The sequence below is a fragment of the Oceanobacillus sp. FSL W7-1293 genome (genome assembly GCF_037969815.1).
GTDB lineage: Bacteria > Bacillota > Bacilli > Bacillales > Amphibacillaceae > Oceanobacillus > Oceanobacillus oncorhynchi.
Window position 1 is genome coordinate 852806 of record NZ_CP150212.1, and the last position, 12947, is coordinate 865752.

Consider the following 12947-nt stretch of genomic DNA (forward strand, 5'->3'; position numbering starts at 1 on the left):
AGAATCGGATGGTCCTTTTTTAGGAGTGTATTTAGTATGATTAAACTTGTTGCTGTTGATATGGATGGAACACTTTTAGATACAAATAAACAAATATCCAGTGCAAATAAAGACGCTATTAAAGCTTGTATAGACCAGGGAATTAGAATTGTTTTAAGTACAGGCAGGCCTTTTAGCCATGTAGAACCATACGCGGATGAATTAAAACTGAATAATTTTTTTGTTACAGCAAATGGGGGACAAATATTAAACGCGGAAAAGGAAGTGATTTCCCAGTACTTTCTTTCTGCCAATCATTTATTAAGGCTTACTCAATTTTGTGAAACAAAAAAATTAAGATATTGGGCGTTAACTACGAAAGAACTCTTTAAAAATCAGTTTCCAGTCAATTATATGGATAAAAACTGGTTAAAGTTTGGAATTCGGCTGGACACAGAGAAAGAAGCCGATAGTCTCCGCAAATATTTAATAGAAACGAATCTATACGAGGTCTCAAATACACTGCCAACTAATCTTGAGTTAAATCCTTTAGGTATAAATAAAGCAGCTGGTATTGAATTTGTTTGTAAACAAATTGGAATTGAGATGAATGAAGTAATGGCAATAGGAGATGCACTCAATGATGTCAAACTTATTAAAAAAGCTAAGCTGGGTATTGCGATGGGAAATGCTCAACAATGTGTTAAAGAAATAGCAGACTTTGTAACAAAAGATCATAACAACGACGGTGTAGCATTTGCGTTGAATAAATATATTTTACATGATAATAAATTGTTTTAAAGAAATAAAATCAATATAAACTTAGGTGGGGAGATTATGTTTGGAAAGCTTTTTAAAAAGAAAGTAAATAACGAAGTAGAATTATTTGCTCCTGTTGATGGAGAAATAATTCCTTTAGAAGAAGTACCTGATCCGGTATTTTCTGAAAAAATGATGGGCGATGGAATTGCTATTAAACCATCTAATGGCAAAGTGGTATCACCAGTTGATGGAGATATTGTACAAGTATTCCCAACGAAGCATGCAGTAGGAGTTAAAGCTGGCAATGGAGCAGAAATTTTAATCCATATTGGTTTAGAAACAGTGGCATTGGATGGAGAAGGTTTTACCATTTATGTTAAAGAAGGAGATAAAGTGAAAAAAGGAGATGTCCTTGTTGATGTAGATTTGTCAGTGGTAAGTGAGAAGGCTTCAAGTACTATTACACCAATGCTTATTACAAACATGAGTGATATCGAAACGTTAGATAAACAAAATGTGAAGCGAGTTCGGGCAAGTGAGGATGTAGTTATTGCTATTAAATAAATAGGCTTACGAATAACCTGATTTTGTTGAGATTGAAAAAAGGTAAGAGCAAACAGTATAAAAAAGTAACAGCTTTTCGCTTTTAAGTGGAAAGATGTTACTTTTTTATATTTCTTTTTAATTTTACTTCCAAATTCGAAATAATAGATTTTCGTATTTGAAAGAAAACGTTATAATAGGGAAAGAAGGAAGGGAATTGTATGATATATTTATTCCTGAGGACGTTTGCAATAGGTCTCTTAGGAGCGCTTGTCTTTTCGGTCTTTGGTCTGCCGCTGCCCTGGCTGCTCGGTCCAATGATAGTGACATTAGTGTTTCATTTAAAATCATCCTGGAAAATCGTATGGGATTCAACGTTTCGTAATATCGGACTGGTTATTGCCGGATATACGATTGGGTATGCGTTTACATTAGATGCGCTGCAGGATATGGTAAACTATTTTCCGATGATGATTATCATTAACATTATTTTTTTAATTTTATTTATCGGTGTCAGCTTTGTGGTTTCAAAATGGGCAAAGCTGGATATCGGGACAGCAATGGCTTGTTGTGCTCCAGGGGGATTACAGCAGGTAGTCGTCTTTGCGGAAGAGCAAAAAACCTTGAATATAACTGTGGTGACATTTTATCAAGTCATCCGGCTGCTGGCGATTATTACGTTGGTTCCGTTTATTGTATCGAGTAATAATGGAGGTATGGCATCCGATAATACGGCAGAAAGCTATTCACTGGCCTTATTCGGTTTATTAATTGTATGCTACATAGCAGGAATGGCTTTTAAATTGATCAAAGTACCTACCGCTTATTTATTAGGACCTGTTTTCTTTATTATGGTATGCAATTTATTGTCTATTCAGGTGCCTCTAATGCCAGAAAATCTATTACATATCGCTCAGCTTTTTATTGGAATCTATGTAGGCTTACTATTAGAACGTGATAAATTGAAGAAAATGAAATCGCATATTCCATATGCTATCGGGTCTTGTGTGATTTTACTCAGCGTGGCGTTTTTAATTAGTGAATGGATGGCACATCGTTTTATGGATTTTGCTACAAGCTTTTTAAGTGTTGTTCCAGGCGGTGTGGATCAAATGGGGATTATCGCTGCTTCCATTCAAGCAGAAGTGACGGTGGTGACTTCTTTCCAATTATTCCGGATTGTCTTTTTATCCATTATTATCATCCCATTTGTGAAATATATGGTCGGACGGGATCAAAGGAAAGTCAGGGGATAGTGTAAGAGTGAGGTGTTCAAAATGATTCAAATTGGTCTAACAGGATGGGGAGACCACGATTCTATTTATGCAGATGATACAAAAGCACATGAAAAATTACAAGAATACAGCAGTCATTTCCCGGTGGTAGAATTAGACTCCTCCTTCTATGCAGTACAGCCGATTCGTAATATGGAAAAATGGGCGGGGGAGGCGCCGGAGAATTTTCAATTTATCGTGAAAGCCTATCAAGGAATGACCGGGCATGATCGGGAGGGGAAAGTAAACCCTTTTGAAACGAAGGCAGAAATGTTCCAAGCATTCAGGGAGTCGATTGTACCGCTTCAAAAAGCAGGAAAACTGGGAGCCGTGCTGTTTCAATTTCCGCCGTGGTTTGATTGTACACAAGAGCATGTGCAATATTTACGTTATTGTAAAAAGGAAATGGAGGATATTCCTGTTGCTTTGGAGTTCAGGCAGCAATCTTGGTATGAGGAAAGATTTCAGCAGCAAACCTTGCAATTTATGAAACAAGAAGGCTGGATTCATACTGTTGCGGATGAACCGCAGGCTGGTGAAAAGTCGGTTCCTTTTGTGCCTGTTGTGACAGTAAAAGATAAAGTCATTATCCGGCTGCACGGAAGAAACGTCCACGGCTGGAATTACTCGGGAAATGCGAATTGGCGGAAGGTCCGTTATTTATATGAATATAACGAGCAGGAATTAACAACGATAGCTGAAGAGGTAAAAAGGTTAGAAAAGCAATGCGAAGAGGTTATAGTATTGTTTAACAACAATTCAGGAAGACATGCTGCTGGAAACGCGAAGCAGCTGCAGCAGATGTTAGGAATTGAATTTGATGGATTGGCTTCGCAGCAGTTAGGGCTGTTTTAATTATATGTATGAAAGAGATAACCAAGTTTATGAGGTTTCAACCATCATAGATTTGGTTATTTTTTGAGCTGCAACATACTGTGCTTTATTACGAAACAAGGATTAACAAGAAAGAAATGATTCTGGTTAAGTTAACAGAAGCAGTGTGCTCTTTAAATTTTCAGAAAGTAAGTATATAATAACCTTAACCTTAAGACGAACGGAGGAAAATCATATGATGCGTTATATGGTATGAACATCTTAGTGATTCCCTTTTAAAATCATAATGAAAAAAAGGATTTCAGGAGGGGCAAAAAATGAATATAGAAAATAAGCGGAACAAACTGATGGAAGCGCAAAAGAAATATCATTTTTCAGGAGCGTTCTATGCTAAAAAGCAGGATGAAGTCATTACAGGAAGCAGTGGCTATAGAAATCGAGCCGAGAAACTAAAGAATCAGACAGATACACGATTTGGTATTGCCTCGGGATGCAAATTGTTTACTGCAGTTGCTGTAGCCAAGCTGGTGGAAATGGGGAAAATAACTTTTGAGACAAAGCTGCATGATTGTGTGATGGAGGAGTTTCCTTATTTTGATAAGAACATTACCATTCATCATTTACTGACGCATACTTCGGGTGTGCCGGATTATTTTGATGAGGAAGAGATGGATGATTATGAGCAGCTGTGGGTGTCCTTGCCAATGTATAAAGTCAGATCGCCAAAAGATTTTCTCACGCTTTTTCAACATAAAAAGACGCAGAAACATCCAGGTGATTCCTTTCAATATAATAATTCAGGCTATATTTTATTAGGATTGATTGTAGAACAGGTTACCGACTGCAGTTTTTCTTCCTTTGTAGAGGAACATATTTTTAAAGCGGCAGACATGAGCGATTCAGGATATTTTGAAATGGATGATTTGCCGGAACGGACAGCATTAGGTTATGTGGAAGAACCGAATGGGAAATGGAGAGCAAATATATATTCCCTTCCAGCTAAGGGCGGCCCGGATGGAGGTGCATATGTTACTGTAGCTGATATGGCTAAGTTCTGGAAGGCTTTGAAGAGCTTTCAGCTGTTATCTGAAGAAATGACAAAGCAAGTATGTCAGCCGCATGAATGTGTAGATGCAGAAGAAAACATCTTCTACGGATACGCCGGTTATATGGAATTAGACGACAATAAAAACATTATAAAGCATATTCAAATGGGCTATGATCCGGGAGTTAATTTCCGGTCAGTTCATTATCCGTATGAGGAGAAGACGATAATTGTTTGTTCAAACGAATCTGAGGGAGCTTACGAGCTTTTGAAAGAGATGGAGCGCATCTTATAAAACGAAACTTCACTCAGTGGGAGTTTTACGGACGGTTCTCCGTGATAACGTGAAAAGAAAGGGATTAACCATAACGGTTAGTCCCTTTCTTAACGAAACAGTTTATTTCTGATCTTTTTCGCATATCTATGAAAAATACGGCTTTTATCAAGTTTCCGTTCTTTGGTTAAAGTTTGAAATGCAGCCTGTTTCTCTGTATAATCCGTCTGCATTTTATCGTCTGTTGCAATTTTCATTAAGTCGTGATGCGATATATACTGCTTCTGATTTTCCTGCTCTTCAGAAAGATAGCCTGCCCGTTTTAAAATTCGGAAAGATTGTTTTACTTCTTCGGGCAATCCTGCAAATTCATCCCGCAAATCTAGACGCTCTCCTTTGCCCGGCAAATTATTGAATTCTCCATCATCCGCTGCCTTTTTAATTTGCTCTTCCACAAAGTGATACATAACGCTCCTCCTTATGCAATCTATCTTTAAGTATGCTGGATGAAGGGGGAAAGTTCAACTAAAGATTGTTATCGATATGATTGATAATCTGCTGCACAGCTTGTTCTCCCTTAAGTTTCCAATCATATAAATCTGATTTATGAAGATAGGCTTGAGATGAATCGAAATGTCGATTGTCGGCGTGATGGATAATTTGAGGATTTCCAAATTCAATTTGAACAGATGGCTGGTTATGTTCTTCTTGCAGCATCTGGTAGGGGAGATATAAATATAGTTTTCTCTCTGCCTGACTGGAAAGAAGCCCATTAAAATATCCGTGGTAGTTACTATTTTCTACTATCGTAAATCCAAGCTCTTTTAAATGCAGCTTTAATTTTAGGAAAACCCCTTGCTTACCCGGCAAATTGGTATGTAATGCGATCATTTTTAGTTTCTCCTTTTCCATTCTGTTATGATTAGTTTTGCCTTTTGAAAAGCGAAACATACGTTAATAAGAGACCATACCATCTGTGGAAATTAAATAAATAATGACTTGATTAGAGAATGTTTGTTCGGTATACTGGGTTTAGATAGTCACCTTAGAAACTCACCTTATCAAAATAAAAGGATGTGTTTTTATGCCCCAAATATGTCTCCGAAAAGTATACTCCTCATCCGAAATAATCCCTTTGCATGTACAGGAAGAATCCAAGTCATACAACAAATATCAAAGAAGAAAAGAGCGCACCAACAAAGCACTGCATCGAATACCGGATCTCCAATTAATGGATTTAAAAGTAGACTATGCTTTTAAACAACTATTTGGAAACGAAAAGAATAAGGATATCACTGTCGTCTTTCTCAATGCCATTTTAGCCAAATCAGGAAGAAGTCCAATTCAGCAGCTTTACTTTCAAAATATCGAAATTGGCGGCGAGTATGAAGAAGATAAGAAATCCAGATTAGATCTCTTAATCAGGACGGAGAATAAAGAATGGGTCAACATAGAAATTCAAATCAATAATGAGTATAATATGATTAAAAGATCGCTGTATTATTGGTCGAGACTTTTTTCAGAGCAGCTGAAAGAAGGGCAAAGCTATAAAGAATTGTACCCTGTCATTAGTATTAATATCATGCATTTTAACCTGCTGGATGAAACGGACGCCTTTCATAATATCTTTCGTCTGTATGAGATGAAGCAGAAATATCCATTAACCGATATGATTGAATTTCATTTTGTGGAGATTCCTAAATTAATTACTGCCTGGAAGAATAACCAGCTGGATCCATGGGAAGATGTCTTAACGCGCTGGCTGCTGCTGTTAGGAACAGTAGACCGACGGAAGAATCACTTCTCGCAGTGTAACTGGCTGTAAGACTCCCACATTAAAAATAGAAAAGTCATGAAAATTTTAAGTGGGAGATCTAACAGCCAGTAACGGCCCGATTGGTTCAACTAAATGTTCAGTGGGGTGTAAAGAACCCCACTGAATAAAGTTTCACTTTATATAATGATATCTATCAAGAACTGGAGGAGATTGCGATGGTGGATAAAACGTTAAATGTTGCGATGCGGGTCTGGGAAGATTTAAGCCGTACAGAAGAAGAACGTCGGGAATATGAAGTCCGTTTGAAGCAAATTTTAGATGAGCAATCCAAGAAGCGTGATAGAGAGTTGTTGGAACAGGAAATGGCAGAAATGAAAGAACAGAGAGAAGAAATGAAAATGGAGAAAGATGAAGCAGAAAAACAGAAGGAAGAGGCAGAAAAGCAGAAGGAAAAGGCGGAAATCAAAAGAAAAGAAGCGGAACGAAAAAGGCTTGAAGCAGAGTCCGCACTAAAGGAATCTGCAAAACAGACGGCACTCAAAATGTTAGAACAGGGGATAAGCCAAACGGCCATTTTACAGGTGACGGGTTTAACTCTACAGCAATTAGAGGTTATTCAGCAGGAATTGAGAAATAAGAATAAATAGATGGTAACGAACTAGTATGAAACAACAAGGCACATGCTGATAAATGAAGAGACTGCATGTGCCTTTATGCTAAAAATGAAATCGCCGCACAATTTCATTTTTCATCGTTTTTTCCGAAAACAGTACCATGCCAATCAGCGTCATCAAAGCATAGAGAGCTGTTGCAGCACTTGGCCATAATACAGTGGACCACGAACTTAAGAACAGAATAACAGGAAGGAAGCCGAGAATAACCATCGTAGTCATATAACCGATATATTCACGCCACTTCATAGGTTTCCGCAGCACAATGATTGTTACAAGTAACGTTGCCAGCGTAACAAGAAACGGAATAACATAATGAATGGACCACTTAGAGCTTCCGGAAGCTGCATCTAAAATAAATAGCATAACAGAGAGTGCAATAACTTGAAGAACCACCTTGGACCCAATGTGTGCTCTGGAAAGAATGGTATGATTTATGGTTAATAGACTGTATAGTACTGGGCTTAACACATATAAAAACCATAATTTATCCGGGTTAGTCAGTAAATTAATTAATATACTGGTACTGACAATAAAAATGGCAATAAATAAGACAAGCCGCTGTGCAAAACGGCGTCGTTTGACTTTGGTTTCATAAATAGGATAATATTCATTGTCTCCTGTTTTTTGAGAAAGCTTATTCTTGCAGAGAGGACAATATTGCTGTTTTGTATAGGTATTGCAATTATTGCAATAATGTTGCATTGTTTTCACCTGCTGTCATTGGAATAGACCTCTATCTCCAAGTTATATGTCTTAGATAGTTCTCTGAAAAAGGTACGAATAATATCCGCTTCTTTAATCATTCTGGAAAATGTGATTACAAGTTCATCGCCAACTGCAATCATCGCACCATTAATGGGACTTTTCTTGGTTGGATATAAAATGAGTTCCATATGTGAAATATGTGATTTCATTGATTCTGGTAGCTGTACTTTTCCGACATTTGTCATCGTCATTGCTTTGGTGCGTTCACTAAAGCTTCTATATCCATAACGTATTGCATGGTATTTCAGCGGAAGTGGAATGAACCTTGCTGTCAGTCTGGTCTGCCATTTCACCCGATCATTAATACTTTGCTGTAAGCTTTCTCTCCGTACTTTTTCCCGTAGTTGCTTTGATATTTCTGTAATGATTTCTTCTAAAGTTGTTTTCTCCGTTACTGCCATCCCGATATTAACGACACCAAAAAAATTACGAAGTGTATTTGAAGGAAAAAGATTTCTTAAATTGACGGGAATGGCGATTTTTATTTCCTCCTGATAAGCACGGAATTTCAATCTCTCTTTATAAATAGCTGCAATAAGAAGTGCTGAAATAAACGCAGTAATGGTCGTTCCATGCGCTTTAGCAAGCTGGTGTACCTTCTCCGCACTCATTTTTCCATGGACGACTACTGTCTGGTCAATTGCTCCGCCGCGAATTTGATAGGAAGGTGCTTCTTTAAATTTTTCGGCTTTTTCATCAGTGACATAGTTTTGATAGCTGTCATCGCTTTCGTAATAGCTGGGTTCATCGTGAATATCGATTAATGTACTTGCATAGCTTACGTCTTTCCCCAGATGAACGAGATACTGATAAACAAGTGCTTTAATAAATTCTAAAGCGCCAGTGCCATCTGTTACAGAATGAAAAAATTCCACAGCAATTCTTTTTTTATAATACGTAACGCGCATTAAAAATCCATTTGTTTCCAATGGGTCAATAGGAGCGCACGGATATTGATTTTCGTAATGTACAAAAAGTTTTTCTTTATTTTCCACAAGAAAATCCCAAAACACGCCTTTGCTTAGCTTTACAGCAAACATAGGCAGGCGCTTAAGAACATCGTCGAGTGCATGCTGAAGCTTATCAGGTTGTACGGGCTCCTTCATTACCGCAGCCATCCGAAAAACGGAAGAATTTGTCTGTTCAGAGACAGCATGAAACATTTTTCCTGCATTATCAAGTTTGTACCATTCATTCATCTTACGCACACCCCTGTTACGTACTGCTTTACTTGTATATTGTTAATTTGAGTAAAAATCAATTCTTTTATTACGGAGAATAGCTCAAAAAACTTCTGCCTCAAAAAAAGCGAGAAAATAAAATTATTTAGGCAGAAGATACAGGACGCTAACTCCCTGAACCGCTCAACTAATTAATCAGTGGGAGAAAAACAAAAATACCTGCTGTTTGAAGTACGGTTTATAAGCTTTATTTTTTACTTTAACAGATGGCGCTCATTTTTTATACTATGAAAAATATCAATTTTGAAAAATGGAGTTAAGTTTTAAACACGAAAAAAATTATATAGATCTTTTCGCAACCCATTCATTTATATTGTAGTAATATGATTATCTTGATGCACTTTATTTAATTCTGAAATTTTAGCAACAGAATCAGGATGTTTTTTTCCTGAATCAATGATGAGTGATTCGATTAAAGCTATAGCAGGGATAATGCTGTAGCGATTTTTACTCTGTCCGACCACTAAGTGTGCATCACTATCCGGAATGATAGGACATGTTTCGATATCGGTAATCAGTGCGATAGAGATGTCTTTATGGCTACGGCAATATTTTACAAAATCAATGCTTTGTTTTGTATAAGGAGACAAAGCAATTACAATCAATAAATCACCTTGGTTAAATTTTAAAGATTCATCGTATAAAAAATCATTGTTGCCGCTTAATTGTGTCATATTGTCCCTGATGCCCCGAAGCATCAATTCAAAATAAAGAGCAATTGATATCGACGTTCTCATCCCTAGAAAGTACAGATTTTTTGATTGGAGGAGCATGTTTAGAAAGTGAGTATATTGCTTTAAATCAAGCTCTCCTAACATGGATTCAATATCTTGTATACTGCTATATCCAACCTTCATCATCGAGTTCTCTGATTCGTCTATTTCCTCTAATGATTTTTGTAAATGCCACCATGTATTTTTCTTATTATTGAAAGCATATTTGATGATGTCCTTTTTAAAATCTGGATATTTTTTATAACCAATTTTATCAATAAACCTTAGGATGGTTGTTGTCCCTACCTGGCTATTTTTCGATAATTCATTAATTGTCATTGTTGATACATCATCTATGTTCTTTATGACATATTTACACAGGCTTTGCTGCTGGCGAGGCAAATCATTCTGAATAGCTATTAATCTATCTTTTAAGTCCAAAGTTCATTCCTCCTTTGTCATTACAATTATATCAGTTTATAGAATATATTATAATTAAGGAAAAATAATTCTTTTCTAAATATTTTGGTTTATTTTTTCCTTGTTCAATGATATAGTATTATAAAACAACATGAAAGGGGTTACAATATGGAATTTAGTGTTTGGGATATTTTAATCGACTTTGGTATCATTTCTGCACTATTGCTGATTGGAACTTTTTTGAGAGCAAAAGTGGGAATATTTCAACGGTCGTTTATGCCTGCAAGTATTATTGCTGGAATCCTTGGCCTGGTTTTAGGAAATCATGGATTAAATATACTGCCATTTTCAGAACTAATAAGCACTTATCCTTCTTTATTGATTGCATTCGTATTTGCTGCACTTCCTTTAGCAACACCAAAATTTAAATGGTCAGATATGTTTGATAAAGTGGGAAGATTATGGTCTTATTCGCAGGTTATTATGCTTCTTATGTGGGGAGGAGGATTATTATTTGCATTAGTGTTATTAGTACCGATTTTTGATGTGCATAATGGATTTGGTTTGCTGCTGGCAGCAGGTTTTGTGGGAGGGCATGGCACCGCAGCTGCGATAGGAGAAGCATTCCAAAGTCAAGGCTGGGAAGAAGCCACCACATTAGCAATGACTTCAGCAACCATAGGAGCTATTCTGGCGATAGGAGTAGGTTTGCTGTTAATTAAATTTAATGCAAACAAAGGAAATACAAATTATATTAGCAGTTTTGATAAGCTTCCAAATGAATTGAAATCTGGTTTGTTGCCGAAAGATAAACGAGATTCACTAGGCGAAAATACCGTATCAAGTATTTTAATTGATCCTTTTGCATTTCATCTGATTCTTGTCTTGATAGCTACTTCAATTGGGTATTATCTAAGCCAGCTGGGCGAATCTTTATATGCAAGTTTATCGATTCCAGCATTCTCTCTTGCCTTTTTAGTCGGTCTATTACTGAAATACTTTTTGGAGTGGGTCAAAGCAGATGAATATGTTGATAACAAAATCATGAGCAGTATAGGCGGTAATGCAACCGATTTTCTAGTTGCATTTGGAATTGCATCTATTAACCTGACCGTCGTAGCTGATAATATTGTGCCATTTAGCATTCTTATTATATTTGGTATCATTCTCAGCTATATTTTTTATAAAGTCTTATCGAGGTATTATTTCCAGGAAAATTGGTTTGAAAAAGGAATTTTTACATTTGGATGGATTACCGGAGCTGTTGCAACAGCAATTGCATTATTAAGAATTGTTGACCCAAAATTAAAAAGCAATACGTTAGATGAATTTGGATTGGCATATATACCAATAGCTCCTGTGGAGATTGCGATTATTACATTCTCCCCGCTGCTTATTTTAAATGGGCATCATTGGCTCTTTGTCGTGATTACAATCGTACTTAGTTTAGTAATACTTATTGTATCCTACTATAAAAAATGGATTATATTAAATTCAAAGGAGAGATCTAAGTGAGTGAGAAGGTAGAATTATTATACTTACAGGAAGAAGAACTGATCGAGGCCGGTATTCTTGATATGAAAGAATGTGTCAACACCATGGAGGAAATGTTTCATCTTATGGGAAAAGGCGATTATATGCTGGGGGGGCCAAATAGAAACGATCATGGTTTAATGCTTTGGTTTAATAAAGAAGAGCCATTTGAAAATATACCAAAAGCAGGTCCAGATAGGAGATTTATGTCGCTTATTTCCTATCTTGGAGGAGAATTCGATGTGATCGGTAATAAATGGTATGGTTCCAATGTTGAAAATATGGATAAAGGGTTGCCGCGTTCTATTCATACTTTTACGCTTAATGATAAAGAAACAGGAGCACCGCTTGCAATTATGGCAGGAAACTTAGTCAGTTCTATGAGAACTGGTGCAGTGCCGGGAGTTGTTTCCAAACATCTCGCTAAGAAAGACGCAAAAGTTTTAGGTGCTGTTGGAGGAGGTGCAATCAACCAGTCTTGTATCGAAGCGATAGTAACCTCCGTTAGTACACTTGAAAAGATTGTCCTTTTTGATATTAATTTAGAAAAAGGGAAGCAAATTGCTAATAAATTGGAACAGAAATTAAACCTTTTCGTTGAAGTAGTCGATGATATGAATCGTTGTATTCAACAATCTGACATTGTAACTGTTGCTACATCTGGGAAAAGTAAGCCAGAAATTAAAAAAGATAGTATAAAGCCTGGAGCACTTATTATTCTGACAGGAGCAGCAGATTTATCTCAAGAGGTTTACAATCATTCAAGAATTGTATCGGATTTATGGTCTATGCATAAAAAATGGCTGGAAGATGGGTTATCGCATCCTGAGGGTATAGCCAGTATTCGTGATTGGACAATGTCAGGTCAACTATTAGAGCTCATCCATAACGGTGAATATGATGACAGTGCAATTGATGATATTGGGGATATTATTTCAGGTCAAAAAACGGGAAGGAAATCAGAAGATGAGGTTATTATTTGCATGACTGGAGGTCTTCCTACAGAGGATGTTGCCTGGGCATATAAAGTATATCAAAATGCATTAAAGAACAAGATAGGAACAGCACTTCCGCTATGGGAGAGCTCCTATTTAACGAAATAAATCAGATTTC

The 12947-nt window shown here is 36.8% G+C and carries 14 protein-coding genes; 9 read left to right on the top strand and 5 right to left on the bottom strand.

The window, feature by feature from the left end; all coding sequences use genetic code 11:
• Window positions 1–36: 36 nt before the first annotated feature.
• The 5 genes from MKY65_RS04205 to MKY65_RS04225 all read left to right on the top strand — a co-directional run bounded on the left by MKY65_RS04205 (window position 37) and on the right by MKY65_RS04225 (window position 4732).
• Complete coding sequence (locus MKY65_RS04205) at window positions 37–780, top strand: Cof-type HAD-IIB family hydrolase (RefSeq protein ID WP_339182650.1); 744 nt, start codon at window positions 37–39, stop codon at window positions 778–780.
• A 36-nt stretch (window positions 781–816) separates the two neighbouring features.
• Entirely contained in the window at window positions 817–1305 is a 489-nt protein-coding gene (locus tag MKY65_RS04210) for a PTS glucose transporter subunit IIA (RefSeq protein WP_339182652.1), read from the top strand.
• Window positions 1306–1505: 200 nt separating this feature from the next.
• Window positions 1506–2540, top strand: a complete 1035-nt coding sequence (locus MKY65_RS04215) for an AbrB family transcriptional regulator (protein ID WP_339182654.1) — start codon at window positions 1506–1508, stop codon at window positions 2538–2540.
• A gap of 21 nt (window positions 2541–2561) precedes the next feature.
• Window positions 2562–3413 carry a DUF72 domain-containing protein gene (locus tag MKY65_RS04220; protein WP_339182656.1) on the top strand — a complete coding sequence of 284 codons (852 nt, stop codon included), beginning with the start codon at window positions 2562–2564 and terminating at the stop codon, window positions 3411–3413.
• 296 nt (window positions 3414–3709) lie between these two features.
• On the top strand, window positions 3710–4732 hold the full coding sequence (locus MKY65_RS04225) for a serine hydrolase domain-containing protein (protein WP_339182657.1): 1023 nt from the start codon (window positions 3710–3712) through the stop codon (window positions 4730–4732).
• A gap of 89 nt (window positions 4733–4821) precedes the next feature.
• On the opposite strand, the gene MKY65_RS04230 is transcribed toward MKY65_RS04225, so the two are convergent.
• Together MKY65_RS04230 and MKY65_RS04235 are read right to left on the bottom strand one after the other, a co-directional pair.
• Window positions 4822–5178, bottom strand: a complete 357-nt coding sequence (locus MKY65_RS04230) for a DUF1992 domain-containing protein (RefSeq protein WP_339182659.1) — start codon at window positions 5176–5178, stop codon at window positions 4822–4824.
• A gap of 58 nt (window positions 5179–5236) precedes the next feature.
• Window positions 5237–5602 (bottom strand): YugN family protein, encoded by a 366-nt coding sequence (locus MKY65_RS04235; protein ID WP_339182660.1) that lies wholly within the window; start codon window positions 5600–5602, stop codon window positions 5237–5239.
• Window positions 5603–5795: 193 nt separating this feature from the next.
• Here MKY65_RS04235 and MKY65_RS04240 point away from each other — a divergent pair, with 193 nt between their 5' ends.
• Together MKY65_RS04240 and MKY65_RS04245 are read left to right on the top strand one after the other, a co-directional pair.
• Window positions 5796–6536 (top strand): Rpn family recombination-promoting nuclease/putative transposase, encoded by a 741-nt coding sequence (locus MKY65_RS04240; protein ID WP_339182662.1) that lies wholly within the window; start codon window positions 5796–5798, stop codon window positions 6534–6536.
• Window positions 6537–6703: 167 nt separating this feature from the next.
• Window positions 6704–7135 (top strand): hypothetical protein, encoded by a 432-nt coding sequence (locus MKY65_RS04245; RefSeq protein ID WP_339182664.1) that lies wholly within the window; start codon window positions 6704–6706, stop codon window positions 7133–7135.
• 69 nt (window positions 7136–7204) lie between these two features.
• Here MKY65_RS04245 and MKY65_RS04250 read toward each other — a convergent pair whose 3' ends face one another.
• The 3 genes from MKY65_RS04250 to MKY65_RS04260 all read right to left on the bottom strand — a co-directional run bounded on the left by MKY65_RS04250 (window position 7205) and on the right by MKY65_RS04260 (window position 10322).
• Complete coding sequence (locus MKY65_RS04250; RefSeq protein WP_339182666.1) at window positions 7205–7864, bottom strand: DUF6320 domain-containing protein; 660 nt, start codon at window positions 7862–7864, stop codon at window positions 7205–7207.
• Between the two features lie 5 nt (window positions 7865–7869).
• Complete coding sequence (locus MKY65_RS04255) at window positions 7870–9126, bottom strand: acyltransferase (RefSeq protein WP_339182668.1); 1257 nt, start codon at window positions 9124–9126, stop codon at window positions 7870–7872.
• Window positions 9127–9476: 350 nt separating this feature from the next.
• Window positions 9477–10322 (bottom strand): MurR/RpiR family transcriptional regulator, encoded by an 846-nt coding sequence (locus tag MKY65_RS04260; RefSeq protein WP_339182670.1) that lies wholly within the window; start codon window positions 10320–10322, stop codon window positions 9477–9479.
• A 147-nt stretch (window positions 10323–10469) separates the two neighbouring features.
• Here MKY65_RS04260 and MKY65_RS04265 point away from each other — a divergent pair, with 147 nt between their 5' ends.
• Both MKY65_RS04265 and MKY65_RS04270 read left to right on the top strand, forming a co-directional pair.
• The gene (locus MKY65_RS04265; RefSeq protein WP_339182672.1) at window positions 10470–11816 is read left to right on the top strand and encodes a sodium/glutamate symporter; all 1347 of its coding nucleotides are present in this window, start codon (window positions 10470–10472) and stop codon (window positions 11814–11816) included.
• Complete coding sequence (locus MKY65_RS04270; RefSeq protein ID WP_339182673.1) at window positions 11813–12937, top strand: tyramine oxidase subunit B; 1125 nt, start codon at window positions 11813–11815, stop codon at window positions 12935–12937. The genes MKY65_RS04265 and MKY65_RS04270 overlap by 4 nt, the downstream gene beginning before the upstream one ends.
• Window positions 12938–12947 lie beyond the last annotated feature (10 nt).